The following is a 25,887-nucleotide window of genomic DNA, read 5'->3' on the forward strand; positions in this document are numbered from 1 at the left end:
GTTGAGCGCTCGCGACTGGATCGAGAAGGACTTCTACCGCGAGCTGGGCGTCACCTCCGACGCCTCGGCCGACGAGATCAAGAAGGCGTACCGGAAGTTGGCGCGGGAGCTGCACCCCGACGCCAACCCCGGTGACGCCAAGGCCGAGACGCGGTTCAAGGCGGTGTCCGAGGCGTACGGCGTGCTGTCGGACACCGCGAAGCGCAAGCAGTACGACGAGGCCCGCCGCCTCTTCTCCGGAGGCGGCGGGTTCCCCGGCGGGTTCGGCACCGGCGGCGGGTTCGACGTCGGCGACCTGTTCGGCCGCCAGGGCGCGCAGCAGGCCGGCGGCATGGGCGGGCTCGGTGACCTGCTCGGCGGCCTGTTCAACCGCCGGGGCGGCACGTCCGCGTCGGCGACCAGGCCGAGGCGCGGTGAGGACGTCGAGACCGACGTCCGGATCGACTTCACCGAGGCCGTCAAGGGCGCGACCGTGCCCATGCGGCTGTCCAGCCCGGCGACCTGCGGCACGTGCGCGGGTTCCGGCGCGCGTCCCGGCACGTCCCCGCGGACGTGCACGAACTGCGGCGGCGCCGGGTTGGTCACCCGCAGCCAGGGCGCGTTCGCGTTCTCCGAGCCGTGCGCCGACTGCCGGGGCACCGGGCGGATCGTGGACGACCCGTGCCCGGAGTGCGCGGGCGACGGCGTGAGCACCAAGACCCGCACGTTGACCATCCGCATCCCGGCGGGCGTCGACGACGGCCAGCGGATCAGGCTGGCCGGGCAGGGTGAGCCGGGGCGCAACAACGGGCCCGCCGGCGACCTGTTCGTGCTCGTGCACGTCAACCCGCACCCCATCTTCGGCCGGTCGGGCAACGACCTGACCGTGACCGTTCCGGTGACCTTCCCCGAGCTGGCGCTCGGCACCACGTTGACCGTGCCGACGCTCGAGGGCAAGGTGACGTTGAAGGTTCCCGCCGGCACGGCCAGCGGTCGGGTGCTGCGGGCCAAGGGCAAGGGCATCGCCAAGCGCGACGGCCAGGTCGGCGACCTGCTCATCACGTTGAACGTCGCGGTGCCGAACAACATGGACGCCGCAGCCCGGGAGGCGTTGGAGAACTACGCGTCGGCGACGGCGAAGCACGACCCGCGCGCGGAGCTCAACGCCCTGTTGGAGAAGAGGTCGGTGTGAGCTTCCCGTTCCCGCCCGGCACCGACGAGGACACCCCGTTCTTCGTCATCTCCGTGGCGGCCCAGTTGTCGGGTCTGCACGCGCAGACCCTGCGTGCGTACGACCGGCTCGGCCTGGTGTCGCCGGGCCGCACGTCCGGCGGCGGGCGCCGGTACTCGATGCGCGACATCGTGCTGCTGCGCGAGGTGCAACGCCTCTCGCAGGAGGAGGGCGTCAACCTCGCGGGCGTCAAGCGGATCATCGAGCTGGAGAACGAGGTCGGCGCGCTGCGCGCGAGGGTGCAGGAGCTGACCGAACAACTGGCCTCCGCCATGGCCGCCGCCGAGCACGCCGCCGCGTCGGTGCACGCGTCGTACCGCCGTGACCTGGTGCCGGTGCGGCACGAGACGGCACTGGTCGTCTGGAAGCCGAACTCGAAGCGCTGAGCCGCCTGATGTGTCGCCCAATAGGGTGATCATCTCGGGAAAGTGTACGGAAACACTGTTCCCGTACCTCGGTTAAGCATGAGGAACCCCGCGACGCCGACCCCCACCGCCCTGAACCCCCACGCCCCCGACGCCGGAATCTCCCGATGACGGCGGCCGCGACGACCGGCCCGGCCCTGCCGCCCTACCAACCGGCCACCGCCCTACCGCCCTACCGACCTGCCGTCGCCCTACCAACCTGGCGGCCGACCGAACCGGGCGACCCGCGCCAGACTGGACCCCGTGGACTACGTCTTCGTGCACGGCACCACCCAGTCGCCCGCGGCCTGGCGCCCGGTGGAGGACCTGCTCCGCCAACGCGGCCACCGCACCGTGGCCGTGGACCTGCCGACCGACCAGCCGCAACTGCGCGCCGTCGACTACGCCGCGATCGCCCGCGCCCAGGCGGGCGACGCGCTGGCCCCGGTCCTGGTGGGGCACTCCGGCGCCGGCCTGCTGATGCCCGCCATCGCACGGGCCCTCGGCGCGTCCCACCTGGCCTGGATCGCCGCGATGATCCCCGGCCCCGTGTCGCTGGCGGACGAACTGGCCGTCGACACGGGCGAGATGTTCAACCCGGAGTGGCGCTCCCTCACCGAACCGCCCACCGCGGACCCCGTGGTGGCCTCGTACTTCCTGTTCCACGACTGCGACCTGGCCGGTGTGCGCGCCGGGCTGCGCACCTTGCGCCTGTTCTACCCCGCCGCGACGTACCGCGAGGTGCACGAGGTGCCTGACCTGCCGTCGACCTACGTCCTGCCGCGTGACGACCGCACGCTGCGGCCGTCGTGGATGCGCCGCGCCGCGCGCGAACGGCTCGGGGTCGAGGCGATCGAGGTCGACGGCGGACACTGCCCGCAGACCAGTCGGCCGGGCACGCTGGCGGCCGTGCTGGGCGCGGCGCGGCCGGCGCGGCCGTGACCAGCACGGCGTGACCAGGGCACCGTGGCCGTGACCAGCACGGCGTGGGCCGATCGGCTGTGACCGGCCGGATCGCGTTGGGCAGCCGAAAGTCCCGCACGGCCCGGCGGCAAACGTGAAAAAGTTTCAGGTAGCGGTTCAGTCCAGCGTGAACGGGTCGTACTTGATCCGGTCGAGCGGGGTGCCGGCGACCAGCATCCGCGACACGGTGGCCCGGATCATGGACGGCGAGCCGCACACCAGCACGTCCCGCTCCTCCCACGCCCCGTAACGGGTGACCACGTCGGCGAGCGTGCCCTGCTCCACGCCACGCGCGCCCGGGTCGGACTCCAGCACCGGCACGACGGTCAACCAAGGGTTGGTCATCGCGAACCGCTGGAGGTTGTCCAGGTCGTACAAGTCCTCGCGGGTCCGCCCGCCCATGAACAGGTGCACGCGCGGGTTCTCGCCCCACTGCGCCATCTCGTCGATGATCGCGTGCATCGGCGCGACCCCGGTCCCGCCGGCGACCATCAGCACGTCCCGCCCGGACTTCCGGTCCACGCCGAGCCGGCCCATCGGCGGTCCGAGACGCCAGACGTCACCCGGTTGGGTGTGCCCGACGATCGACCGGCTGACCCACCCGCCCTCGACCGAACGGATGTGGAACTCGATGATGCCGTCGTCACGCGGCGCGTTCGCGGGCGAGTAGTACCGCCACAGCCGAGCGCGCTGCGGCGTCTCGACGCTCACGTACTGCCCGGCGCGGTACCCGACCGGGTGATCCGGCTGCAGCCGCACGACCGCCAGGTCCCAGCTCACCCGCTGGTGGTCGAGCACGGTCGCGTGCCAGTAGGCCGGGCCGTCGTCGGCCGCCGCCGCCTCCTGCATCGCCCGCGCCATGATCGTGTACGCCTCGGCCCAGGCCATCTCGACCTTCGGCGTCCACGCGGGCCCGGCGAACTTCTTCACCGCCGCCAGCAACGCCGTGCCGACGGACTCGTAGTGCACGTTGACCACGCCGAACTTGCGGTGGTCGCGCCCGAGTTGGCGCAGGAACGGGATCAGGTCGTCCGGTCTGTCCACCATCTGCACGACGTGGACGAGGGCGCGCAGCAGTCGGCTGCGCTGGACCTCCATGTTCGCGGGGAACATCTCACGGGTCGCCGGCGCGAGGCTGAAGAGCATGCCGTAGAAGAACTTGGCTACCTCTTCGGCGCGCGGCTCCACCACCGCGAAGCTCTCCCGGATCATCCGCACCATAGCGGTGACACCAGGAGGAGGTTCGCGGTGTGGCGGGCTCGGGATGGGGCTCAACACGGCGTTCGCAGTCATGGTCCGGGCGCAGTCTCCACGTTTCTGGCGGCGCCAGCAAGGGCGCTACGTCCTCGTCAAGCTTCCATCCCGACGAGGGGACACTAACCCGCCAACTGGCCGGTCGACTCCTTGATGCCACCTTCGAGTGCAGTGCGATTACGGACGGTCGCACAACGTTCCCGCGAACGGGTGGTCATTCCCTTCCACATATACCGAATCCAGCGCTTGCGGCCCACCGCCAGACGCACGACTCCTCAGGGGACGTGGGCCGGGTAACACGCCGGCCACGTCGGCGGGACGTCCGATCGGGGTTTACCGGCCGATGTTCACCCCAGTGGCGGCCGGCAGGCCGGCCTGGTGTGGTGGGCCGCAGTCGCCTGTGGATGCCCACCTGCGGATTGTGGACAACTCGCGGGCCGCTGTGGACAACCGGCTGCTACATGTGGGTGACCGGCCTCAGGCCTGCTCGGACCGCTCGGCTGCGCTGCGTTCAACGCAGAACTCGTTGCCCTCCGGGTCGGCCAGCACGACCCACCCCGTGCCGTCCGGCCGGCGCATGTCGGACACCAGCGCCGCCCCGATCCCGAGCAGTCGCTCCACTTCGGCGTCACGCGTCGTGTCGGGTTGGAGGTCGAGGTGGACCCGGTTCTTCACGGTCTTGGGCTCGGGCACCTGGATGAACAGCAACCCGGGCCCGCCGGGCACCGCGACCAGGGCTTCGGGGTCACCCGGGAAGTCGTGTTCGGAGACCGGCAGGCCGGTCACCTTGCTCCAGAAGCCGGCCAGCTCGTAGGCGTTCGCGCAGTCGAAGGTGATGTGGTGCACCAGTGAGGTCATGCGCAGATCGTCGCGGTGGGAGTCGACCGGACGCACCCGAGTTTCGGCAGGGCACGCCGCCGTGGCCCACACCACACGATTCCACTAGGTTGAGCGGAACTGGCTCAACTTTTCTGACGTTGACCTGAGTGATGGCCGGTGGCGCACGCCGGCCCCTTGCGCACGAACACCGACCGAGGTGAGGAATGGACGCTTTCAACCCGACCACGAAGACGCAACAGGCCGTGTCCGCCGCCGTGCAGGCAGCGACCATCGCGGGCAACCCCGACGTCGGCCCGGTCCACCTCCTCGGCGCGCTCCTGGCCCAGGGCGACGGCCTGACCGCGCCCCTGCTCTCCGCCGTCGGCGCGGACCCGAAGCAGGTGCACAAGGAGCTGGAGCAGCTGACCAGGGCGCTGCCCGCGGCCAGCGGGTCGTCCGTGTCGGCGCCCCAGTTCTCCCGCGACGCCGTCCGCGTGCTGAGCAAGGCGCAGGAACTCGCCACCGAGATGGGTGACGAGTACGTGTCGACCGAGCACCTGCTGGTCGGCCTCGCCCACCACGGCGGCCAGGTCGCCGACCTGCTGCGCCGCCACGGCGCGCACCCCGAGGCGCTGAAGGAGGCGTTCGGCAAGGTCCGCGGCTCGGCGCGGGTCACCAGCCCGGACCCGGAGGGCACCTACAAGGCGTTGGAGAAGTACGGCGTCGACCTGACCGAACGCGCGCGCAAGGGCGAGCTGGACCCGGTCATCGGCCGCAACACCGAGATCCGCCGCGTGGTGCAGGTGCTGTCGCGCCGCACGAAGAACAACCCGGTGCTGATCGGCGAGCCGGGCGTCGGCAAGACCGCCATCGTGGAGGGCCTGGCCCAGCGGATCATCGCGGGCGACGTGCCCGAGAGCCTGCGCGGGAAGAAGGTCGTCGCGCTCGACCTCGGCTCGATGGTGGCCGGCGCGAAGTACCGCGGCGAGTTCGAGGAGCGGCTGAAGGCCGTGCTCAAGGAGATCACCGACTCCGCGGGCCAGGTCGTCACGTTCATCGACGAGCTGCACACGATCGTGGGCGCGGGCGCGACCGGCGAGTCCGCCATGGACGCGGGCAACATGATCAAGCCCATGCTGGCCCGCGGCGAGCTGCGGATGGTCGGCGCGACCACGTTGGACGAGTACCGCGAGCACATCGAGAAGGACGCCGCCCTGGAACGCCGCTTCCAGCAGGTCCTCGTCGGCGAGCCGTCGGTCGAGGACACGATCGGCATCCTGCGCGGCCTCAAGGACCGCTACGAGGTGCACCACGGCGTGCGCATCACCGACGCCGCCCTGGTCGCCGCCGCGACCCTGTCCGACCGGTACATCACCGCCCGCTTCCTGCCCGACAAGGCCATCGACCTGGTGGACGAGTCCGCGTCCCGGCTGCGCATGGAGATCGACTCCCGCCCGGTCGAGATCGACGAGGTGGAACGCGCCGTGCGCCGGCTGGAGATCGAGGAGATGGCGCTGGCCAAGGAGTCGGACCCGGCCTCGGTGGAACGCCTGGCCGCGCTGCGCGCCGAGCTGGCCGAGCAGCGCGAGGACCTGTCCGGGCTGACGGCTCGCTGGCAGAACGAGAAGGGCTCGATCGAGAAGGTCCGCGACCTGAAGGAGCAGCTGGAGCAGCTGCGCGGTGAGTCGGAGCGGGCCGAGCGCGACGGCGACCTCGGCCGGGCCGCCGAGCTGCGGTACGGGCGCATCCCGGCGTTGGAGAAGGAGCTGGAGGCGGCCACCCGCACCACCCAGGACGCCGCCGTGATGCTGAAGGAGGAGGTCGGGCCGGACGACGTGGCCGACGTGGTCTCCGCGTGGACGGGCATCCCGGCGGGCCGGCTGCTCGAAGGCGAGACGGCGAAGCTGCTGCGGATGGAGGACGAGCTGGCCAAGCGCGTGGTCGGGCAGGCCGAGGCGGTGCGGGTCGTGTCGGACGCGGTGCGGCGCACCCGTGCGGGCGTGGCGGACCCGGACCGGCCGACCGGCTCGTTCCTGTTCCTCGGCCCGACCGGCGTCGGCAAGACGGAGCTGGCGAAGGCGCTGGCGGAGTTCCTGTTCGACGACGAGCGGGCGATGATCCGGATCGACATGAGCGAGTACTCCGAGAAGCACTCGGTGGCCCGCCTGGTCGGCGCGCCTCCCGGGTACGTCGGCTACGACCAGGGTGGGCAGCTGACCGAGTCGGTCCGCCGCCGCCCGTACTCGGTCGTGCTGCTGGACGAGGTCGAAAAAGCTCACCCGGACGTGTTCGACGTGCTGCTGCAGGTGCTCGACGACGGCAGGCTCACCGACGGCCAGGGCCGCACGGTCGACTTCCGCAACACCATCCTGGTGCTGACCTCGAACCTCGGCTCGCACGTCATCGCGGACGCCACCCTGGACGAGCGGCAGCGCAACGACGCCGTCATGTCGATCGTGCGGACGCACTTCAAGCCGGAGTTCCTCAACCGGCTGGACGACGTCGTGGTGTTCCACTCGCTGGCCACCGAGGAGCTGACGTCCATCGTGGACATCCAGGTGGATCGGCTGGGGCAACGCCTGTCGCAGCGGCGGCTGACCCTGGACGTCACCCCGGCCGCGCGCGAGTGGCTGGCGCTGAACGGCTTCGACCCGGTGTACGGGGCCCGGCCGTTGCGGCGGCTGGTGCAGTCGTCCATCGGCGACCAGCTGGCGAAGGAGCTGCTGGCGGGCGAGGTGCGTGACGGTGACACGGTGAAGGTCGAGGTGCTGGACGACCACTCGGGCCTGATCGTCGGCAAGGCCTGATCCCGGCGCGCTCGACGTTCGCCCCAGGTCGGCGGGACGCGCTCGGTGCAGCCGGGACAACCGGCTCCCGAGCGCTCCCGCCGCCTCACGACCTGACCACGCCCGCCGCTCCGTAGCGTTCCGTCCGGGAGTCCGGGAGTCCGGGAGTCCGGGAGTCCGGGAGTTCGGGAGTTCGGGAGTCCGGAGGTCGGGTGGTTCCGCTGTCCGGCGTTCCGCCGTTCCGCGTTCGCCCGCGTTCCGCGGTCCCTCGTTCGGAGCTCGCTCCGCAGGGGTCCCCGACCGGGGGATCCCCGATTTTTACTCTGCCGGCCGGGACCGACACCGGGTGGGTGGTCGGGGCGTGCCTGTGGACAACGCTGTGGCCTGTGGATAAGTAGTGGCCGGCCGTCGTCGGACGTGCCTGAGCCGCCGCCGTGCCCTACCGGCGAGACGGGTAACAGCTTGATCCGTTTGCGCGACCCACGCCCCAAGTGATCTTCGTTTGTTCATCGCCGCCCGCTACTCTCGCACCGTGGGCATACCGGCGTGGGTCTGGTTCACCGTCGCCGCGGTAGCGGGCGTCGCGGGGTTCGCCCTGCTCGCGACCGACCGGGCACAGCGAACCGCGCGAAACCGCGAACGCCGCCGCTGGGCGGCGCTGCGCGGCTGGCAGTTCGAGGAGACCGACCACGTGCTGCCCACCCGCTGGGAGAGCGGCGCGATCGCCTACTACGGCGTCGGCGTGGCCAAGGACGTCGTCGCCGGCTCCACCTTCACCGCCGACGGCCGCCGCCAGGTCTACGTGCTCGACCACGAGACCGGCGGCAAGGTCAACTCCGTGCTCGTCGGCGTGCGCTGCCGCCGGGCGTTGCCCGTGGTCATCGAGCTGTGGCTGCCCAGCGTGCCGTTCCAACGCGACCAGATGCCCGACCTGCTCGGACCGGTCGGCTCGCGGTACGCGTTCGTCAGCGAGCTGCCCGCCGCGCGCAAGCTCATCAACCCGGACCTGGTCGACGCCGCCGAGGAGATCGGCGGTGACGTCACCGTAGTCTGGCTGGAGAACGACTGGGTGCTCGCCGCCGCACCGCCCAACTCCACCCCCGCCCGCCTGGAACGGCTGCTGCGCGACCTCGGCGAACTGGCCGACGTGATCGACCCGTTCGAGGCCGACCCCGAGTCCGACACCGGTGGCGAGGTCCACCGCCCGCAGTTCGGGCGCAAGCCGTGACGCCGCCGACCGCCCTGGTGACGGGCGCGTCGTCGGGCATCGGCGCCGCGTTCGCCCGCAGGCTCGCCGCCGAGGGCCACGACCTGGTGCTCGTCGCCCGCGACGAACGGCGGCTGGAGGAGACGGCGGCCAAGCTGCGCGCCGCGCACGGCATCACCGCCGAGGTGCTGCCCGCCGACCTGGCCACCGACGCCGGCCGGACCAAGGTCGCCGACTTCCTCGCCGAACGCGAGGTCGACCTGCTGGTCAACAACGCGGGCTTCGCGATCTCGAACGAGTTCTTCACCGCCGACCCGCTCGAACTGCAGTCCCAGCTGGACGTGAACGTGACGAGCGTGCTGCGGCTGACCCGCGCGGCGCTGCCGGGGATGGTGGCGCGCGGGCGCGGCGCGGTGGTCAACGTGTCCAGCGTGGCGGGCTTCCTGCCCGGCCGCGGCACGACCTACAGCGCCGACAAGGCGTGGGTGACCGCGTTCTCCGAGGGCATGGCGATGGCCACGGCGGGCACGGGCGTGCGCGTGATGGCGTTGTGCCCGGGATTCGTGCGCACCGAGTTCCACCAACGGGCGAAGATCGACATGTCCGCCACGCCCGACGTGCTCTACCTCGACGCCGACCGGGTGGTGCACGACGGCCTCGCCGACCTGCGCGCGGGCAAGCCGGTGTCCGTGCCGGGCGCCCAGTACAAAGCCATCACGGTGTTGGTGCGGCTGGTTCCGCGCGCGCTGGTCAGGCGGATAGCCTCCCGCGCGGCGGGCGGACGAGGACGCACTTAGAAGAGCCGGGAACCCGAACCCGGTCCGGTCCGTCCCACTCCACTAGTTGGAACAGGGAGGAACCGTCCATGGGCGAACAGTTCAGCGTGGAGCCGCCCGAGCTCCGCGGCTACGGCGAGTTGCTGAGCCGCAACGCGCAGCACTTCATGACGATCAAGGACCACGCGATCTCCAAGGGCGGCGACACCTCGGGGTTCACCGGTCTGCTCTCGCTGCTGCAGCCCATCGTGACGGGCGTGGCCTCCCTGTACGGGGAGACCCTCGACTTCGCGAACCAGATGATGGTCAAGGAGGCGGAGAGCCTCAACAAGGCCGCCGACATGTACGAGAAGAACGAAGAGATGGTGATGAGCGTCCTCGACCGGGTGCTGTCCCAGCTCCACGCCGTGGCCGAGGCGCCGTCGCTCGGAGGTGGCCGGTGACCGCGTACGCGGACGTCGAAGACCCGTCGGCCGCGCTCAGCGCCGCCGCGGAGGACCGGCCCGGCCGGCAGTCGACCAAGGAGCTCATCGAGAAGGCCGGCTGGAAGATCCAGGGCGTCAACTGGATCTACGAGAAGGTCACCGGCGAGAACCTGCTCGACGCGCTGATCAAGCCGCTGCTCGGCGACTTCGAGAAGATCGACGAGAACGCCAACGCGTGGGACCGGGTCGCCAAGGCGCTCGACTCCGTGCGGCACAACGTGGACGCGGGCGCCGAGCAGCTGTCGTCGCACTGGGACGGTGACGCGGCGAAGGCGTTCGAGACGCGCATGGGCACCATGTGGGTGATCGCCATCGAGGCGGACTCGCAGATCGCGCGGATCATCGGCAACCAGTTCCGGTCCACGGCCAGCACCTGCCGCACGGCGTGCGGCCTGGCGTTGACGCTGCTGGACATGCTGGTCGGCAAGCTGATGGAAGCCGCGATGACGGCGTGGATCCCGGTCGTCGGCTGGGGCCGTGCGGTGTGGATGGTCTACGACGCGATCCAGATCGTGGACGCCATCCGCAAGATCATCATCTCCATCCAGACGCTGATCGAGGGCGTCCAGGGCATGATCGACGGCATCGTCGCCATGGGCACCGCGCTGTCCAAGCTGAAGGACGTGCGCGACGTCAGCGACCTGCTCGACGTGGTCGACGGGTACCAGGACGGCAAGGAGAAGTACGACAACGGCGTGGCCGCGGCGAAGTCCGGGGCGATCGGTGTCGGGTTGGGCGCGTACGGCCTGGGCAAGGCGGGCAACGCGGCGAACGGCCGCTACAACCAGCCGCCACCCACATCACCGGCGCCCGCTCCGGCCGGCGCGAGTTCGGGCTCCGGGTCGGGTTCCGGTGGAGGTGATGGGCAGTGACGTTCCCGTACGACAAGGCGAAGCTGGACGCGCTGGTCGCCGACGTCGAGAAGCGGATGGCGAACGTCGAGGAGACCGCGCGGGCGGCGAGCCAGGTGCAGCTGCGGTCGCGCGGGCTGACGCAGGCGGACTTCGCCGAGATCTCGCGGTTCGCCAACAGCCCCGGTGCGCCTCGTGAGCTGAAGGAGCTGGCGCGGCGGGTCGACGCGGGTGAGATGTCCTGGGAGGACATCGCGTCCGGGCGGGCCGTGGACGACGAGGGCGTGCAGCGCGCTCTGCAGACCGGTGTGCCGGACTTGCAGCGCGCGTACACGGCGATCCAGGAGGGCAACGACCCGGAGGACGTCGTCTCGGCGGGTTCGTCCCGGCCGGGTGGTCGCCGCGACGATGACGACGACGAGCCGAACAAGTTCACCGAGGACGCCTGGTAGACGAGGTGTGGTCAGGCCTGAGGCCGAGGGCTCCGCGGAGTTGTCCACAGGCGCCGGCCTGACCACCTCGAATTGTCTGACCTCAGGGGCAGAATAAAAGCAGGGGTCCCCTTGGCGGGGACGCCTGCGTAGCTCCGGCGGTGCACGAGCCGGGGTTCGTCCGACCGCGGACGAGCCCAGGTGAGTCCGATGGTGATGAACCGGGTACGGCGGATGGTGCACCAGCCGGTGGGTCCGCGGTGGACGAGTCCGGCTGAGTCCGGAAGCGGCACGGGGCGCGGTGCGTTGGTCGGCGTCGAGGCTGGACGCGCGCCGGTCAGCTCGAGCTCAGGTCAACGTGGGGAAGTCGAACCCGCCGGCACTGGTGTGGTTCGTCCCCACCCCGCGCACCACGTCGTACGCCACGGCCGCCGCGATCGCCAGCGAGCGGACCGGGTCCGGCGTGCCCGGCCGGATGCTCAGCACGTCCCGCCGCACGCGCCGCCCGTCCCGCTTCGCGATCGCGCCCGGGCTGAACGACGCCACCTCGTGCAGCAGGCACAGCCGCTGCCCGGCCGCGTCGAGCAGGCCGTAAGCGCCGTGCCCCTCGTGCCGCACGGAGCCGACCACGGACCCGTCCGGCCACGTCACGCGCGTCGGCGGCTTGCCGGACCCCTTGCGGATCAGCAGCAGCTGCCGCCCGCGGTCGGCCAGGGCGAGGTCGAAGGTCGTCCGGCCGGAGAACGCGGTGGCGCGCAACAACTTCCGCAGCGGTCCGAGGAACCGGCGCTCCGAGACCGACGCGACCAACGCGCCGCCGCCGTCGTAGACGTCGTTTCGGTACCTGGTGCCCAGCAGGTGGCGCAGCACGCCCCAGGGCTGCTCGATGATCAAGGTGTCGGTGCCGGGAAGGGTCACGGTGTGCCAGCGTACGGCGCGGTATGACACTCTTGGCAGCCGTGCGAACTGAAGTGGTCCTGGACGCCGCGGCGAAGGCCGAGCTGGCGCGGTTGGTGAGCGAGTTGGCCGTGGTGCACGGCAAGGTGACGCTGTCCTCGGGAGCCGAGGCCGACTACTACATCGACCTGCGCCGGGCGACGCTGCACCACGCCGCGTCACCCCTGATCGGCAAGCTGCTCCGGCAGCTCACCGCCGACTGGGACTACGTGGCCGCGGGCGGGTTGACGTTGGGCGCGGACCCGGTGGCGTGCGCGATGATGCACGCCGCCGCGAACGCGGGCGAGGTGCTGGACGCGTTCGTCGTGCGCAAAGCGGCCAAGCAGCACGGCATGCAGCGGCGCATCGAGGGCATCGAGGTCGCCGGGCAGCGGGTGCTGGCGGTCGAGGACACCTCCACCACCGGTGGCAGCGTGCTGACCGCCGTCGAGGCACTGCGCGAGCAGGGCGCCACGGTGGTCGGCGTCGCGACGGTCGTCGACCGCGGCACGGGCGCGCGCGAGGTGATCGAGGAGGCCGGGCTGCCGTACCGGTACCTGCTGGACCTGGCCGACCTGGGCCTGGCCTGACATGGCCGGCGCCCTGGTCCTGCTGCTGGTGATCGTGGCGATCCTGGGCGTCGGGGTCGCCGTGGGGTTGTCGCGCCGCAAGCGGAACCCGTTCACGAACCAGCAGTTCGTGAACCAGTGGGAGCAGCAGATGCGGGCGCTGGAGGCGTCCCTGGGGTGGCGGTTCGTCGCCGAGGACCAGGGCTTCCAGGAACGCGTGCCGCAGGTCGGGCGGATGCTGGAGGCCGACCGGAGCCGGGTGAAGTTCCAGCTCGTCGGCCACTGGCGCGGTGTGCCCGTGCTGGCCGTGGAGGTGGTGTTCCGCGCGGACAACGTGGTCACGTCGGAGTACCGCACCTACGCGGTGGTGGTCGTGCCGCGCCCGATGCCGGGGCCGTGGGTGCTGATCAGCCCGCGCGAGGACAGCGTGTGGGGGTTGTTCGAGCAGTTCGTGGAGACCGGCGACCCGGCGTTCGACGCGCGCTACGAGGTGCGCCGCCGCAACCCCGCGTTCGCCTCGGCGCTGCTCGCCTCCGGCCTCACGCAGGCCCTGTTGCAGGACCCGCGGGCGAACGGCGTGGCGATCGCGTTCGACGAGCACAACCTCGCCGCCGCCGTGCCGGGCCCGCTGCTGCAGGCCCCGCTCGCCCACCTGGCCGACCTGCTGCTGGACGTGGCCGGCCGGGTGCCGTGGCAGGCGCTGCCCCGGGGCTGAACCCGGGCTGAACCCGGGGTGCCCGTAATTGGCGGGCACGTGATCGCTTGGCGGCCTACTGTGGGAAGCAGGGAGGTCGCTATGGTCGCGCACGCTTTAGCCGAGCTGGTCATGGTGGTGCACTTCGCCGTCCTGCTCTTCCTGGTGGTCGGCGGGTTCCTGGCCTGGCGGTGGCCGAGGGTGCTGTACTTCCACCTGGCGATGGCGACCTGGGGCCTGCTGATCGTCCTGTTCCCGCTCGCCTGCCCCCTCACGTGGCTGGAGAACGAGCTCCGCGCCGCCGCCGGCCGACCCCAGCTCGCGAACGGCTTCATCGACACCTACATCGACGGCGTCCTCTACCCGGACTCCGCGGCACGCCTGGTGCAGGTGCTCGTGGCGGTCGTCGTGCTGGTCTCGTGGACCGGTTACTACCTCAAACGACGCGATGAACAGGCCTGTAATTCAGTGCAGTTCACCAATCAGCGATAAAGCGGCCATTCGTCCCTCACCGGGGTGGCCTAATCGCCCGACCCGTCCGTACCAATCTCATTTCCAGGGCTGTCCGGTGCCTTACCCTTCAGCTATGGGTCGGGGAAGGGCGGTCGGCGATGGGGGTGGCTCGGGCAAGTCTTGACGTTCGCGAACCGGTGCACCGGGCAAGGCGCAGGACGCCGGCCTCGGCGGTCGGTCAGCGGTTGCGCGATTACGTGGTCTACACGCCGATCCTGGGACCGGTGGAGGGCGGGGCGGCTCTCGCGCTGGTCGGCGGCTTCACGGCCGCCGCCGCGGGGCACGGGTACGTGCGAACCGCGGGGCTGGCACTGGTGGCGGGTGCCATTGCGGTCGTGTTCGCGATGCTCGTGGTCAACCGCGTGGTGTGGCGCGGTCGGGACGTCCTGGAACGCAGGCTGTTGTTGGAGTACTGCGACCGGCTGGAAAAGGTCCACGGCCAGAAATGGTCGGTGAAGAGCTGGGTGCAGGAAGTCGACATCCAGCCGAACGGCGACGTGCGGCAGCGCATTTCGTTCACCGTCGTCGCGCTGTGCGAGGTGCTGTACTTCTGCACGTTCCACGACCGCGTCAACTGGAACTGGCCCAAGCGCCACCGGCGCCGGGTGCAGGCTCACGTGCGCAGCGTGGAGGTCCGCGGCGAGGGCGGGACCAGGTACGACTTCACCACGTCGTGGCTGGACAACGGCGTGCTGAAGATGGTCGTCCACCTCCACGAGAGGGTCCCGCGCGGCGGGGAGGTGAGCCTTTCCGTGGACATGTTCTGGCCCGCGAAGTGCCTGCCGTTGATGCGCGGCGACCGGGCGGACGAGTTCCTGACCTCGTTCGCGGAGCCGGTGCCGTTCGCGCAGTACGTGATTCGGCTCCCCGTCGGCGAACGGGCGTCATTCGACAAGATCGGGATGCTCACCGAGCAGGACGACTACGCGCTCACCAGGGAGCTGAACCAGGCCGGGCAGCCGGAAACGACGCTGACGGTGCGGAACCTGCCCGCCTACCGGAAGTTCGGCGTGCGGTTGGACTTGGCATGACGGGCCCGATATCGCGGAGTGGGCCCGTCACCGGCGGTCCGACGTCACTTGTCGGTGTTGCCGCCGCTGCCGCTTTCCCCACCTGCGACCACGAGGGTTTTTCCTGTTCTGCTCATCGACCGCGCTAAGCTGCCGTACCGGTATTCCTGTCGAGCTGGAATCTGGCCATCATGCCGCAAGACGGGAGATCGGCAAAATGCGAGCACCGCTCGTACTTGAATCCCGGTCGGTCGGACGCATCAGGGTACCCGCCCGGCTCTCGGCTTGGTCGTGCCAGTAGGGGTGAGTCATCATCCCGGCATGTCGGTAGTGGTCCTCGAAGGGTTTCACGCGGTCAAGCACGCGGTTCGGTTCGGTGGATCGGTGGGGACCGTGGTGGTGCTCGACCGGGACAAGGCGGTGGCGCTCGCGAGGTCCCACGCGCCCGACCTCGTGGACGTCTTCGAGCGGGCGCGGGTGGTGGGGGTGGCCGAGTTCGAGAAGGTGATCGGGCGGTCGCACCCGACCGGGGTCGGGGGGCTCGCCGAACGGCCCGTGGTCGAGTGGGGGCGGGCTGCGCGCGGTGCGCCGCTGGTGCTGCTGGACAACCCGCGCAACCTCGGCAACTTCGGCGCGGTGATCCGGGTGGCGGCCGGGCTCGGCGCGGGTGGGGTGGTGTCGCTCGGCGACGTCGACCCGTGGCACCCGAACGTGCTGCGCGGCAGCGCCGGGTTGCACTTCGCGCTGCCGGTCGGCCGGCTCGACGGGATCGACGAGGTCCGCGGCACGGTGATCGCGTTCGACGCCGACGGCCGGGAGCTGCGCGACGTGCGGATCCCCGACGACGCCGTGCTGGCCTTCGGCTCGGAGCGGCACGGGCTCTCGCCCGAGGTGCGGGCACGGGCGGACCTGGTGGTCTCGCTGCCCATGCGGCCGAAGGTGTCGAGCTACAACCTGACCACGAGCGTCGCCATGGGGCTCTACCACTGGGAACTGTTCCGGCGAGCTTCTTGAACGGTTCAGTCGGCAGGCTGGTGAGGTGACGTCACCACCGAAGCTCCTCGCCGCGCGCGCCGGTGTCGCCGAGCGCGCGGTCGAGTCCCGGCACCTGCGTCGGGTCTGGGGAGTTCCGGGCACGGCCCTCGGCGCGGTCGCCTGGCCGCCCGGTTGGCCCGCCCGGCTGCACGTCCGGTTCGGCTACTGGTGGCAGGCGCACCTGCTGGACTGCGTCCTGGACGCCCAGCTCCGCTCGCCGAAGGCCGCGCGGGTGGCGTTGGTGCAGCGGCTCGTGCGCGGCATCCGGGTGCGCAACCTGGTCGGCTGGACCAACGACTACTACGACGACGTGGCGTGGCTCGGCCTCGCGCTGCTGCGCGCCGAACGGGAAGTCGGGATCGCCAGGCCGAAGGCCATCGCCACGATCGCCGACCGCCTGCGCGAGGGCTGGACCGACCACGGCGGCGGCGGCATCTGGTGGCGGCGCGACGACGACTTCAAGAACGTGCCCGCCAACGGTCCGGCGGCGATCCTGTTCGCCCGGCTCGGCGCGCGGGCCGACCTCGGCCGCGCCCGGTCCGTCGTCGACTGGATCGAGGACAACCTGGCGGACCCGGAGACCGGCCTGGTGTGGGACGGGCTGCACGTGCACCCCGACGGCACGGTCCGCGAGGTCGAGAAGAACCTCTACACCTACTGCCAGGGCGTGGTGCTCGGCGCGTGCGTGGAGCTGGGAGGCCGCTACCAGGACAAGGCGGCGCGGATCATCGACGCCGTCGACAAGCACCTGGCCACCGACGGCGTCCTGCGCGGGCACGGCGGCGGCGACGGCGGCCTGTTCAGCGGCATCCTCACCCGCTACCTGGCGCAGGCCGCGCTGCGGCTCGACCGGCCCGAGGCGGCCCGCGCGGCGGACCTCGTGTTCGCCTCGGCGAACGCCGTGTGGGCGAACCGGACCGCGGTGGTGAGCGGACCGCTGTTCGGCCCGGAGTGGTCCGAGCCCGCGGTCAGGGGCGGCGGTCCGGAGCGCGACCTGTCCGTCCAGCTCGGCGGGTGGATGGCGCTGGAGGCCGCCGCCCTGCTGGAGCGCGACGGGATCTCGCCGTCACGGAGCTGAGCCTCACGGCGCCGAGCCGTCAGTGGCAGCCGCACGACCGCCGGTGCCGCAGCACGGGCGGCAGCCGGATCGTCTCCGGCGCCCGCTCCGGGTCCTCGATGCGGGACAGCAGCAGCCGCACCGCCGTGCGCCCGATCTCCTCCACCGGCTGCGCCATCGACGTCAGCGGCGGGTCGACCAGCTCGGCCCACTCCACCTCGTCGTAGGTCACCAGCGCCAGCTCCGACCCGATCCGCACACCCCGGGCCCGCGCCGTGCGCAGCACGTCCACCAGCACCTGGTGGTCGCTCACCACCACGCCCGAGACCTGCCCGAGCAGCGGCTCCAACGACGGCCGCACGAGGTCCTCGTCCCACGCGAGCCCCGCCCGGCCGAGCCCGAGCCGGTAGCCGAGCACGCGCTCGTCCGTGGTCGCGAGCCCCGGCTGGCCGGACACCAGCCCGATCCGCCGGTGGCCCAGCTCCGCCAGGTGCCGGACCAGCGTGGACGTGGCCTGCACGTTCTCCGGGCCGACCTGGTCGACGTCCTTCGCCACGGTCAGCCGGTCCACCAGCACCGTCGGCACGCCCAACCGGCGCAGCTCGGGCAGCGCGGCCGAGCCGGACGTCGGCGTGAGCAGCACCCCGTCCACCCGCCGTGAGCGGAGCATCCGCACCGCGGCCTGCTCGGACTCGGCGGTGTCGCGGGTGTCGATGAGCACGAGCGTGTAGCCCGACCTGGTGGCCTCGCCCTCGATCGCCGCGATCAGCTCGGCGAAGTACGGGTGCGAGACCAGCGACACCGCGAGGCCGAGGGACTTCGTGCCGCCGGTGACGAGGGAGCGCGCGATGGCGTCGCCGGTGTAGCCGGTCTCCTCGATCGCCTTGAGCACCCGTTCCCTGGTCGCCGAAGCGACCGACCTGGTCTCGTTGATCACGTGTGAGACCGTGGTGATGGAGACGCCGGCGAGACTGGCGACCTCCCGCATGGTGACCATGGACTCGTCCCCGTTCGGGCTGGCGCAAGCGATTGCGTGGGGACTTTACCTGGTAGGAGGGACGTGCCGTGGCTTCTGTGCTGTGTGTCGGGCTGACGACCGTCGACGTGAGCCAGCGGGTGGCCGAGTTCCCCGTCCCCGGCCAGAAGGTGCAGTCGCTCGGCGTGCACCTGGCGCCCGGCGGTCCGGCGGCGAACGCGGCGCGCGCGGTGGCCGCGCTGGGGCACCGGGCCGTGCTGCTGACCGCGCTGGGCGGCGAGCTCGGCGACTTCGCGCTGGCCCGGCTGCACCCGGTGGAGGTGCGCTCGGTCGGCGCCGGCGGTCCGGCGCTGAGCATGGTCGCGGTGCGCGAGCGCGACGGCGAGCGGACCGTGATCTCGCGCAACGCCGTCGGGTTCGCCGCCGACGTCGCCGTGGACCCGGCGCTGGTGGAGGCGGCGGACGCGGTGCTGGTGGACGGCCACCTCGGTCCGCTCGCCCTCGGGGCCGCACGGCACGCGAGACGCCTCGGCGTGCCCGTGGTGCTGGACGCGGGCAGCTGGAAACCCGTGCTGGACGACCTGCTGCCGCTGGTGGACGTGGCCGCGTGCTCGGCCGCGTTCGAGCTGTCGGAGGCCGAGCTGCACGCCAGGGGCGTGCCGCTGGTGATCCGCACGCACGGCCCGCGTCCCGTCACCTGGTCGCGTGGTGGTGCCACCGGCTCGCAACCGGTACCTGTTGTCGAGGCACGCGACACCAACGGCGCGGGCGACGTGTGGCACGGTGCGCTGGCGGTCGCGGTCGCCGAGGGCCTGGCGGTGGACGACGCCGTCCGGTCCGCGAACGAGGTCGCCGCGGTGCGGGTGCGCCACACCGCGTGGGACTGGGTGGAGGAGCTGGGACGGTGGCGGGACAGCGGGTGAAGTTCGACGAGCTGGTCGACCGGGCGCGGCTGCTGGTGGACACCGGTGAGCGCAAGCTCCTCGGCATCGGCGGCGCGCCGGGCTCGGGCAAGTCGACGTTGGCGCGCCGGCTGGTGGACGCGCTGGGCGAGGACGCCGCCCTGGTCGGCATGGACGGCTTCCACCTGGCCCAGCGCGAGCTGGACCGGCTGGGCATCGCCGACCGCAAGGGCGCGCCGGACACGTTCGACGTCCCCGGCTACGTCGACCTGCTCGGGCGGCTGAAGGCGTGCGGGCCCGACGTGGTGTACGCGCCGGAGTTCCGCCGCGAGCTCGAGGAGCCGATCGCGTGCGCGGTGCCGGTCGACCCGGCCGTGCCGCTGGTCGTCACCGAGGGCAACTACCTGCTGATGCAGTACGACAAGTGGAAGCGCGTGCGGGTCGTGCTGGACGAGGCGTGGTTCCTGATGGTCGACGAGGGCCTGCGGGTGGCGCGGCTGATCGACCGGCACGTCCGGTACGGGCGGTCGGTGGAGGACGCGAGCGAACGCGTGCTGCACGGCACCGACCACGTGAACGCGCTCATGGTGAACGCGTCCAAGTCCGCCGCCGACCTCGTGATCACGGAGGTGCTGTGAGGCGTTACGACGCCGCGGTGACCTCTTCGTCCACCGGCTTCTTCATCTCCTGCCGGTACCGGTAGAAGCCGTAGGCGGTGCCGAAGACGAAGAACGCGATGCTCACGACGACCGCGACCGTCTCCAGCCACGGCACGGCGGTCAGCAGGCCCGCGCCGTAGTAGCCGGCCAGCACCAGCGTCGGCACCCACGCGATCGCGCCGATGGTCGTGGCCAGCATGAACCGCTTCGAGTCCATCCGCGCCGCGCCCGCGATCATCGGCGCCAGCGTGCGGACCCAGGGGATCCACCGGGCCAGCACGACCGCCCAGAAGCCTCGTCGGTCGAGGAAGTCGCGGGCCTTGGCGAGGTTCTCCTTGTTGAGGACCTTGCCGCCGCGGCGGGCCAGCAGGCGGGTGCCGGTGTGCCGGCCGATGTAGTAGCCGATCTGGTTGCCGACGACGGCCACCGCGAGCGCGGCCCCCGACAGCAGCCAGGCGGACAGCTCGGCCTCGTGGGACGCGAGCACCACACCGGCGGCGAACAGCAGCGAATCGCCGGGCAGGAACAGGCCGAAGATGAAGGCGCACTCGAAGAAGATGAAGCTCAGCGTGATCAGCCACACGGCCATCGGGCCTGCGGAGTCGAGCTGAACGAATGCGACAGTCTCGGACGTTGCGGACAACACCACGCCATGCAGCCTACGTGGGACCCCGGCGTCGCCTGGGCGACATGGGGATAACGCGTTGCCGAAGCCTCGGGGACGTGGCGGTTCGCACCGGCGTGAACACGGACTGGAGTGATCACCGTCACCGGGGATAGCGTGGACGGATGGAGGCCTTGCTCGCCGAACTCCGCTCCGCCGTCGGCGCCGACGCGGTCCTGACCGACGTCGACGTGACCGCGAGCTACCAGCGCGACATGATGCCGCTGGCGCCCTACGGGCAGCCGCTGGCGGTGGTGCTGCCCACGTCCGCGGCACAGGTGCAGGCGGTCGTGCGGGCCTGTGCGGCCGCGCGCACGCCGATAGTGCCGCGCGGCGCGGGCAGCGGGCTGTCCGGCGCGGCCAACGCCGTCGAGGGCTGCGTGGTGCTCGCCACCACGAAGATGAACGCGATCGTGGAGGTCGACCCGGACAACCGGCTGGCCGTGGTCGAGCCGGGCGTGGTGAACCTCGACCTGCGCGGCGCGGTGGAGAAGCACGGGCTGTTCTACCCGCCCGACCCGTCCAGCTACGACTGGTGCACGATCGGCGGGAACCTGTCCACCAACGCGGGCGGGCTGTGCTGCGTGAAGTACGGCGTGACCACGGACTCCGTGCTCGGGCTCGACGTGGTGCTGGCCGACGGCGAGCTGCTGCGGACCGGTCGGCGCACGGTCAAGGGCGTCGCCGGGTACGACCTGACCAAGCTGTTCGTCGGCAGCGAGGGCACGCTCGGCGTGATCACCCGCGCGACCCTGGCGCTGCGGCCGTTGCCGCAGGCGCCCGCCACGCTCGTGGCCACGTTCGGCAGCACGGCGGAGGCGGGCGTCGCGGTGAGCCGCGTGGTGACCGAGGGCATCGTGCCGTCGTTGATGGAGATCATGGACCGCACGTCCATCCGGGCCGTCGAGCAGTACCTGAAGACCGACCTGAACGCGGGCGCGGCGCTGCTGCTGTGCCAGTCCGACTCGGGCGGCGAGGCGGGGCGGCACGAGCTGGCGGCGATCGAGCAGGCGTGCGTCGCGGCGGGCGCCGAGCTCGTCTACGCCACCGACGACCTCTCCGAGGGGCGCGACCTGCTGACCGCGCGGCGCGCCGTGCTGAACGCGCTGGAGATCTACGGCGCGTGGCTGACCGACGACGTGTGCGTGCCGCGGACGAAGATCGCCGAGCTGATCGCCGGGTGCGAGCGGATCAGCGAGTCGGTGGGCCTGCGGATCGCCGTGGTCGGGCACGCCGGCGACGGCAACATGCACCCCACGATCGTCTACGACCCGGCGTCGGAGGACGAGTTCGCGCGGGCGCGGCGGGCGTTCGACGAGATCCTGGCCCTGGGGCTGGCGCTCGGCGGCACGATCACCGGCGAGCACGGCGTCGGCAAGATCAAGCGCGAGTGGCTGGCGCGCGAGATCGGCCCGGTCGGCCTGCGGGTCCACCGCGAGATCAAGCGCGCGCTGGACCCGGAGAACCTCTTCAACCCGGGCTCGATGTTCGACCTGGGGTAGCGCTCAGTCGAGGGGCTTGATGCGCTGGGTCTCGTCGACCCGGTCGATGACCTGGGTGATGTCGGCCGCCTCCTGCGCGAGCAGGCTCTTCTTCTCGCGGCGCGCCTTGACGACCTCGATGATGATCGGGACGACCGAGATCAGCACGATCAGGATCAGGATCATCTCGAGGTTGTCGCGGACGAACTGGATCTGGCCGAGGAAGTAGCCGAGCACCGTCAGGCCCGCGGCCCACGCGACGCCGCCGATCAGCGAGTACGTGAAGTACTTGCGCGCGTCCATCCGCCCGACGCCGGCCATGGCGGTGATGAACGTCCGCACGATCGGCACGAACCGGGCCATCACGATCGCGCGCGCGCCGTACTTGTCGAAGAACTCGTGCGTCTTGTCGACGTACTCCTTCTTGAAGATCTTCGACTCGGGCTTGTTGAACAGCGCCGGTCCGGCGCGGTGGCCGATCCAGTAGCCGACCACGTTGCCCGCGAGCGCGCACACCGTGAGCAGCAGGCACACCAGCCACAGCGGGTACTCCAGCACCCCCGAGGCGACGAACAGGCCCGCGGTGAACAGCAGCGAGTCACCGGGCAGGAAGAAGCCCACCAACAGGCCGCATTCCGCGAAGACGATGAAGCACAGGCCGACCAGCATGTACGGCCCGAGCCCCTTGAGCAGGATCGCCGGGTCGAGCCAGTCCGGACCGAGGGCAACCGTGGAGGTGAGCGCGACAGTCACGGCGACCACGGTACAGGCACTACCTGAGCGTCATGACCGCCACGACCGTGCCCGCGGCCAGCCCGAGCAGCACCGCCAGCAGCAGCACCCACCCCGCGCCCAGCGCCGGGCGGACCCGCCGCACGGGCACGTGGGGGTGCGCGCCGGAGCTGGTGGCCTGTGCGCGCAACGCGTCGGCCACCAGCTTCTCGTGGTCTTCGGGCACGAGCTCAGTCTTTCACCCACGCGCCCCGGCTCATCACCTCGCGCGGCCTCAGCTCGGCGTCCAGCACCACGACGTCGGCCGCGAGACCGGCGCGCAGCTCACCCGTGCGGCCCTGCAAGCCGAGCAGCCGGGCGGGCCGGGTCGACGTGGCGTGCACCGCCTCCTCGACGGTCAGGCCGCACGACTGCACCGCGTTGCGGAACGCCGCGTCCATGGTCAGCGTGCTGCCCGCGAGGGACGCGCCACCGGCCAGCGTCGGCACGCCGTCCACCACCCGCACCTCCAGGCCGCCCACGTCGTAGACGCCGTCGCCCACGCCCGCCGCCGCGATCGCGTCGGTCACCAGGACGGTCCGGTGCACGCCCGCGTGCCGCGCGGCGAGGCGGACGGCGGTCGGGTGCAGGTGCACCAGGTCGCAGATCAGCTCGACGGTGACGCGCTCGTCGTCCAGCAGCGCGCCGATCGGTCCGGGCTCGCGGTGGTGCAGCGGGCGCATCCCGTTGAACAGGTGGGTGGCCACCGTCGCGCCCGCCTCGACGGCCGGCCGGATCTGCGCCTCGGTGGCGTCGGTGTGGCCGATCGCGGCCAGGACGTCGTTGGCGACGAGGTGGCGCACCGCGTCCACGCCGTGCTCCAGCTCCGGCGCGACGGTGATCATGCGGACCGCGCCGCCGCCCGCGTCGAGCAGCCGGTCGATCGAGGCGCGGTCCGGCGGGCGGAGGATCGCCGGGTCGTGCGCGCCGCAACGCGCGGCGGACAGGAACGGGCCCTCCAGGTGGATGCCCGCGACCACGTTGTCGCGCACCAGCTCGGTCAGCGCCTCGACCTGGTCGGCCAGCTCCGGGATCGGCCTGGACACCAGGCTGGCCAGCAGCGTGGTGGTGCCGTGCCTGCGGTGCGCGTTCGCCGCCTTGATCACCCGGGCCGGGTCGGCGCTGGTGAACGCCTCACCACCGCCGCCGTGGCAGTGGATGTCGACGAAGCCCGGCACCAGCCAGCCGCCGTCCACGTCCGTCGTCGGGCCGTCCGGTGGCGCCCCCTCGCCGACGGCCGCGATCAGGCCGTCCCGCACCGCCACCCACCCCTGTTCGAGCACCCCGTCGGGCGTGACGACCCGACCACCGGTCAGGGTCACGTCCACGGGTCCACCCCACGTGCTCATCTCTCCTCCAGCATGTCGATGGCCAGCAGCGCGGCCCCGAGGCACCCGGCCTCGTCGCCCAACGCGGCCAGCCGCAGTTCCGGGCGTCGCTGGAACGTGATCAGCTCGTCCAGTCGTCCGCCCAGCGGATCCGTCAGCTTCGGACCCGCCAGCGCCAGTCCGCCGCCGAGCACCACGGCTCGCGGCCCCAGCAGAGCGGCTACCAGCAGGATGCCCTTCGCGAGCGCGTCGACGGCCTCGCGCCACACCACCGCCGCGTCCTCGTCACCCTCCGTGAGCAGTTTCGCCACCTCGGCCGCGCCGCCGACCTGGCGGTCCGTGCGTTCGGTGTAGCGGCGGGCGATCGAGGCGCTGCTCGCCCGCGCCTCGACACAACCCGTCTGGCCGCAGCCGCACGGGTCGCCGTGACCGACGTCCACGTGCCCGATCTCGCCCGGCGCGGGCGAGACCCGGCCGTCCAGGACGAGGGCGGCGGCGATGCCCGTGCCGATCGGCATGATCACCGCGTCGGTCAGGTCGCGGGCGTTGCCCTGGCGCAGTTCGGCCAGGCCACCGGCCCGCACGTCGTGGCCGAACGCGGTGGGCAGGCCGGTCGCCGCCGCGATCCGGTCGCGGAACGGGTAGTCCGCCCAGCCCAGGTTGGCCGAGTAGACGCCGGTGCCGGTCACCTCGTCCACGATGCCCGGCACGACCACGCCGACCGCCTCGACCGGGTGGTCGGAGGCGGCGCGCAGCCCGGCGACCTGGGCGGCCACGTCCTCGACCACGGCGTCACCGCCGGGCCTGGTCGCGCGCCGCTGCTGCCTCACCGCCACCACCCCGCCGGGACCACCGGTGACCAGGGCCGCTTTCGTCCCGGTACCGCCGACGTCGACGGCTATCACGTGTCTTGTGCGCGCCACGAGGACCGATACTGCGGCATCCGACCGCCATTGGTCTATACCAAGTGTCCGATTGGGCGAGTCCGGTGTGGCCGGGCACGTGCTGTCGTGCCTGTCGGGAGTTGTCCACAGGCCGCGGTCGGCGGGGCGGTTCTGTCGGTCCGCGGTGGCAGGATCAAGAACAGGGATCCCCTGGGCGGGGACCCCTGCGAAGCGGGGTCGTGGTGGGCCGGGCGCCACGGAGGTGCCCCGACGGACCGGTGACGCTCGGTGCGACCGATGAGCAGCGGTGCCGGTCAGAGGCGCGTCGCGGTGTGGACGAGGTCGGCGACCGCTTTGGACCTGCTGTGCGGTGGCCAGGCGATGACGGTCGTGACGGTTGGTGCGTCCGGCACGGGCACGACGGCGTGATCGTTGCGCAGTTGGGTCCGCAGCGACTCGGGCACGACCGCGCACGCCAGGCCGAGCGCGATCAGCTGGAACAGCTGGGTGTGGTCGCGGACCTGAGGGCCGGGGCCGTCCGGGTAGCTGCCATCCCGTCCGGGCCAGCGCGGCAGGGGCAGGTTCGCCAGGTCGGCGACCTCGGCCAACGGCACGTGCGCCCGGTCGGCGAGGGGATGGCCCGCGGGCAGGACCACGACCTGCCGTTCGGTGTGCAGGTCCTCGGTGTCGAATCCGGCTGTCGTGTCGTAGGGCCGGTGGAGCAGGGCGACGTCGGCACGCCCGTCGCGCAGCAGGTTCTCCGGCTGGCCGGGCCCGCACAGCACCACCTCGACCGCCGCGGCGCCCGGTTCGGCGGCGTAGGCGTGCAGCAGCTTCGACAGCAGTCCGCTGGACGCCCCGGCTTTGGTGGCGAGCACCACACCGGGCTGGTCGGCCGCGGCACGGCGGGTTCGCCGCTCGGCGGCTTCGACCGCGTCGAGCGCGGTCCGGGCCTCCCGCAGCAGCACCGCCCCGGCCTCGGTCAGGGTGATGGCGCGAGCGCCGCGGTGCAGCAGGACGACCCCGAGCCGCCGTTCGAGCTTCTGGACGGCTCGCGACAGCGGTGGTTGGGCGATCGCGAGTCGTTGTGCCGCCCGCCCGAAGTGCAATTCCTCGGCGACGGCGACGAAGTACCGCATCTCCCGCGTCTCCACCGGGGCATGGTATCGGCGATGACCACCACCAATACCCGTGCGGTATCGCCGCCGACCCACTCGGTCTT

General features: G+C 71.7%; 28 protein-coding genes. 18 read left to right on the forward strand and 10 right to left on the reverse strand.

Going from position 1 to position 25,887, the window contains the following annotated elements:
- Nucleotide 1: 1 nt before the first annotated feature.
- The 3 genes from dnaJ to ABTZ99_RS03600 all read left to right on the forward strand — a co-directional run bounded on the left by dnaJ (nt 2) and on the right by ABTZ99_RS03600 (nt 2,556).
- Nucleotides 2–1,171, forward strand: a complete 1,170-nt coding sequence (gene dnaJ, locus ABTZ99_RS03590) for a molecular chaperone DnaJ (protein ID WP_498771690.1) — start codon at nt 2–4, stop codon at nt 1,169–1,171.
- Nucleotides 1,168–1,596, forward strand: coding sequence for a heat shock protein transcriptional repressor HspR (locus ABTZ99_RS03595; protein ID WP_230570812.1), 429 nt, complete (start codon nt 1,168–1,170; stop codon nt 1,594–1,596). Before dnaJ ends, ABTZ99_RS03595 begins: the two co-directional genes overlap by 4 nt.
- 282 nt (nt 1,597–1,878) lie before the next feature.
- Nucleotides 1,879–2,556, forward strand: coding sequence for an alpha/beta fold hydrolase (locus ABTZ99_RS03600; protein WP_498771692.1), 678 nt, complete (start codon nt 1,879–1,881; stop codon nt 2,554–2,556).
- Between the two features lie 138 nt (nt 2,557–2,694).
- On the opposite strand, the gene ABTZ99_RS03605 is transcribed toward ABTZ99_RS03600, so the two are convergent.
- Together ABTZ99_RS03605 and ABTZ99_RS03610 are read right to left on the reverse strand one after the other, a co-directional pair.
- Entirely contained in the window at nt 2,695–3,798 is a 1,104-nt protein-coding gene (locus tag ABTZ99_RS03605) for an FAD-binding oxidoreductase (protein WP_498771694.1), read from the reverse strand.
- Between the two features lie 510 nt (nt 3,799–4,308).
- Nucleotides 4,309–4,689 carry a VOC family protein gene (locus tag ABTZ99_RS03610; protein WP_498771696.1) on the reverse strand — a complete coding sequence of 127 codons (381 nt, stop codon included), beginning with the start codon at nt 4,687–4,689 and terminating at the stop codon, nt 4,309–4,311.
- Nucleotides 4,690–4,874: 185 nt separating this feature from the next.
- Here ABTZ99_RS03610 and clpB point away from each other — a divergent pair, with 185 nt between their 5' ends.
- From clpB to ABTZ99_RS03640, 6 genes are all read left to right on the forward strand, one after another.
- A complete protein-coding gene (gene clpB / locus ABTZ99_RS03615; protein WP_498771698.1) occupies nt 4,875–7,457 on the forward strand; it encodes an ATP-dependent chaperone ClpB in 2,583 nt (860 codons plus the stop codon).
- A gap of 511 nt (nt 7,458–7,968) precedes the next feature.
- Complete coding sequence (locus ABTZ99_RS03620) at nt 7,969–8,664, forward strand: TtfA family protein (protein WP_498771700.1); 696 nt, start codon at nt 7,969–7,971, stop codon at nt 8,662–8,664.
- Complete coding sequence (locus ABTZ99_RS03625; RefSeq protein ID WP_499607874.1) at nt 8,661–9,440, forward strand: SDR family NAD(P)-dependent oxidoreductase; 780 nt, start codon at nt 8,661–8,663, stop codon at nt 9,438–9,440. The genes ABTZ99_RS03620 and ABTZ99_RS03625 overlap by 4 nt, the downstream gene beginning before the upstream one ends.
- Nucleotides 9,441–9,508: 68 nt before the next feature.
- The gene (locus ABTZ99_RS03630; RefSeq protein ID WP_498771704.1) at nt 9,509–9,862 is read left to right on the forward strand and encodes a hypothetical protein; all 354 of its coding nucleotides are present in this window, start codon (nt 9,509–9,511) and stop codon (nt 9,860–9,862) included.
- Complete coding sequence (locus tag ABTZ99_RS03635) at nt 9,859–10,776, forward strand: WXG100 family type VII secretion target (RefSeq protein WP_499607877.1); 918 nt, start codon at nt 9,859–9,861, stop codon at nt 10,774–10,776. Before ABTZ99_RS03630 ends, ABTZ99_RS03635 begins: the two co-directional genes overlap by 4 nt.
- Nucleotides 10,773–11,207, forward strand: coding sequence for a hypothetical protein (locus ABTZ99_RS03640; protein WP_498771708.1), 435 nt, complete (start codon nt 10,773–10,775; stop codon nt 11,205–11,207). The genes ABTZ99_RS03635 and ABTZ99_RS03640 overlap by 4 nt, the downstream gene beginning before the upstream one ends.
- Nucleotides 11,208–11,534: 327 nt before the next feature.
- On the opposite strand, the gene ABTZ99_RS03645 is transcribed toward ABTZ99_RS03640, so the two are convergent.
- The gene (locus tag ABTZ99_RS03645; RefSeq protein WP_498771710.1) at nt 11,535–12,104 is read right to left on the reverse strand and encodes a hypothetical protein; all 570 of its coding nucleotides are present in this window, start codon (nt 12,102–12,104) and stop codon (nt 11,535–11,537) included.
- A 53-nt stretch (nt 12,105–12,157) separates the two neighbouring features.
- Between ABTZ99_RS03645 and pyrE the strand changes: the two genes are divergently transcribed.
- The 6 genes from pyrE (at nt 12,158) to ABTZ99_RS03675 (ending at nt 17,021) form a co-directional block, all read left to right on the forward strand.
- Nucleotides 12,158–12,712 carry an orotate phosphoribosyltransferase gene (pyrE, locus tag ABTZ99_RS03650; RefSeq protein WP_498771976.1) on the forward strand — a complete coding sequence of 185 codons (555 nt, stop codon included), beginning with the start codon at nt 12,158–12,160 and terminating at the stop codon, nt 12,710–12,712.
- A 1-nt stretch (nt 12,713) separates the two neighbouring features.
- Nucleotides 12,714–13,406, forward strand: a complete 693-nt coding sequence (locus ABTZ99_RS03655) for a hypothetical protein (RefSeq protein WP_498771712.1) — start codon at nt 12,714–12,716, stop codon at nt 13,404–13,406.
- Nucleotides 13,407–13,487: 81 nt separating this feature from the next.
- On the forward strand, nt 13,488–13,877 hold the full coding sequence (locus ABTZ99_RS03660) for a DUF2784 domain-containing protein (RefSeq protein WP_498771714.1): 390 nt from the start codon (nt 13,488–13,490) through the stop codon (nt 13,875–13,877).
- 206 nt (nt 13,878–14,083) lie between these two features.
- The gene (locus tag ABTZ99_RS03665; protein WP_498771716.1) at nt 14,084–14,929 is read left to right on the forward strand and encodes a hypothetical protein; all 846 of its coding nucleotides are present in this window, start codon (nt 14,084–14,086) and stop codon (nt 14,927–14,929) included.
- Between the two features lie 363 nt (nt 14,930–15,292).
- Nucleotides 15,293–15,922, forward strand: a complete 630-nt coding sequence (locus ABTZ99_RS03670; RefSeq protein WP_499607882.1) for a TrmH family RNA methyltransferase — start codon at nt 15,293–15,295, stop codon at nt 15,920–15,922.
- A gap of 25 nt (nt 15,923–15,947) precedes the next feature.
- Entirely contained in the window at nt 15,948–17,021 is a 1,074-nt protein-coding gene (locus tag ABTZ99_RS03675; protein WP_498771720.1) for a glycoside hydrolase family 76 protein, read from the forward strand.
- 19 nt (nt 17,022–17,040) lie between these two features.
- Here the strand turns inward: ABTZ99_RS03675 and ABTZ99_RS03680 are convergent, their stop codons facing one another.
- Entirely contained in the window at nt 17,041–17,997 is a 957-nt protein-coding gene (locus ABTZ99_RS03680; RefSeq protein ID WP_498771723.1) for a LacI family DNA-binding transcriptional regulator, read from the reverse strand.
- A gap of 77 nt (nt 17,998–18,074) precedes the next feature.
- Here ABTZ99_RS03680 and ABTZ99_RS03685 point away from each other — a divergent pair, with 77 nt between their 5' ends.
- A complete protein-coding gene (locus ABTZ99_RS03685) occupies nt 18,075–18,899 on the forward strand; it encodes a PfkB family carbohydrate kinase (protein WP_499607969.1) in 825 nt (274 codons plus the stop codon).
- Entirely contained in the window at nt 18,881–19,516 is a 636-nt protein-coding gene (locus ABTZ99_RS03690; protein ID WP_498771725.1) for a nucleoside/nucleotide kinase family protein, read from the forward strand. Before ABTZ99_RS03685 ends, ABTZ99_RS03690 begins: the two co-directional genes overlap by 19 nt.
- A 4-nt stretch (nt 19,517–19,520) precedes the next feature.
- Here the strand turns inward: ABTZ99_RS03690 and ABTZ99_RS03695 are convergent, their stop codons facing one another.
- Complete coding sequence (locus tag ABTZ99_RS03695; protein WP_498771729.1) at nt 19,521–20,126, reverse strand: DedA family protein; 606 nt, start codon at nt 20,124–20,126, stop codon at nt 19,521–19,523.
- A 200-nt stretch (nt 20,127–20,326) separates the two neighbouring features.
- On the opposite strand from ABTZ99_RS03695, the gene ABTZ99_RS03700 reads away from it, so the two are divergent.
- Nucleotides 20,327–21,703 (forward strand): FAD-binding oxidoreductase, encoded by a 1,377-nt coding sequence (locus tag ABTZ99_RS03700; RefSeq protein ID WP_498771731.1) that lies wholly within the window; start codon nt 20,327–20,329, stop codon nt 21,701–21,703.
- A 3-nt stretch (nt 21,704–21,706) separates the two neighbouring features.
- On the opposite strand, the gene ABTZ99_RS03705 is transcribed toward ABTZ99_RS03700, so the two are convergent.
- The 5 genes from ABTZ99_RS03705 to ABTZ99_RS03725 all read right to left on the reverse strand — a co-directional run bounded on the left by ABTZ99_RS03705 (nt 21,707) and on the right by ABTZ99_RS03725 (nt 25,819).
- Complete coding sequence (locus ABTZ99_RS03705; RefSeq protein WP_498771733.1) at nt 21,707–22,444, reverse strand: DedA family protein; 738 nt, start codon at nt 22,442–22,444, stop codon at nt 21,707–21,709.
- 10 nt (nt 22,445–22,454) lie between these two features.
- Nucleotides 22,455–22,640 (reverse strand): hypothetical protein, encoded by a 186-nt coding sequence (locus ABTZ99_RS03710; protein WP_498771735.1) that lies wholly within the window; start codon nt 22,638–22,640, stop codon nt 22,455–22,457.
- Nucleotides 22,641–22,644: 4 nt separating this feature from the next.
- Nucleotides 22,645–23,802, reverse strand: a complete 1,158-nt coding sequence (gene nagA / locus ABTZ99_RS03715) for an N-acetylglucosamine-6-phosphate deacetylase (RefSeq protein WP_498771737.1) — start codon at nt 23,800–23,802, stop codon at nt 22,645–22,647.
- Entirely contained in the window at nt 23,799–24,704 is a 906-nt protein-coding gene (locus tag ABTZ99_RS03720; RefSeq protein WP_498771739.1) for an ROK family protein, read from the reverse strand. The genes nagA and ABTZ99_RS03720 overlap by 4 nt, the downstream gene beginning before the upstream one ends.
- A gap of 275 nt (nt 24,705–24,979) precedes the next feature.
- A complete protein-coding gene (locus ABTZ99_RS03725) occupies nt 24,980–25,819 on the reverse strand; it encodes a LysR family transcriptional regulator (protein WP_499607890.1) in 840 nt (279 codons plus the stop codon).
- Nucleotides 25,820–25,887: the final 68 nt, after the last annotated feature.

The sequence above is a fragment of the Actinosynnema sp. NPDC002837 genome (assembly GCF_040295345.1).
Lineage (GTDB): Bacteria > Actinomycetota > Actinomycetes > Mycobacteriales > Pseudonocardiaceae > Actinosynnema.

Coding starts and splice junctions, on each gene's coding strand:
- ABTZ99_RS03660 (WP_498771714.1), top strand. CDS start 13,488: ATGGTCGCGCACGCTTTAGCCGAGCTGGTCATGGTGGTGCACTTCGCC.
- ABTZ99_RS03655 (WP_498771712.1), top strand. CDS start 12,714: ATGGCCGGCGCCCTGGTCCTGCTGCTGGTGATCGTGGCGATCCTGGGC.
- ABTZ99_RS03605 (WP_498771694.1), bottom strand. CDS start 3,798: ATGGTGCGGATGATCCGGGAGAGCTTCGCGGTGGTGGAGCCGCGCGCC.
- nagA (WP_498771737.1), bottom strand. CDS start 23,802: ATGAGCACGTGGGGTGGACCCGTGGACGTGACCCTGACCGGTGGTCGG.
- ABTZ99_RS03700 (WP_498771731.1), top strand. CDS start 20,327: ATGGAGGCCTTGCTCGCCGAACTCCGCTCCGCCGTCGGCGCCGACGCG.
- ABTZ99_RS03610 (WP_498771696.1), bottom strand. CDS start 4,689: ATGACCTCACTGGTGCACCACATCACCTTCGACTGCGCGAACGCCTAC.
- clpB (WP_498771698.1), top strand. CDS start 4,875: ATGGACGCTTTCAACCCGACCACGAAGACGCAACAGGCCGTGTCCGCC.
- ABTZ99_RS03695 (WP_498771729.1), bottom strand. CDS start 20,126: ATGGCCGTGTGGCTGATCACGCTGAGCTTCATCTTCTTCGAGTGCGCC.
- ABTZ99_RS03630 (WP_498771704.1), top strand. CDS start 9,509: ATGGGCGAACAGTTCAGCGTGGAGCCGCCCGAGCTCCGCGGCTACGGC.
- ABTZ99_RS03680 (WP_498771723.1), bottom strand. CDS start 17,997: ATGGTCACCATGCGGGAGGTCGCCAGTCTCGCCGGCGTCTCCATCACC.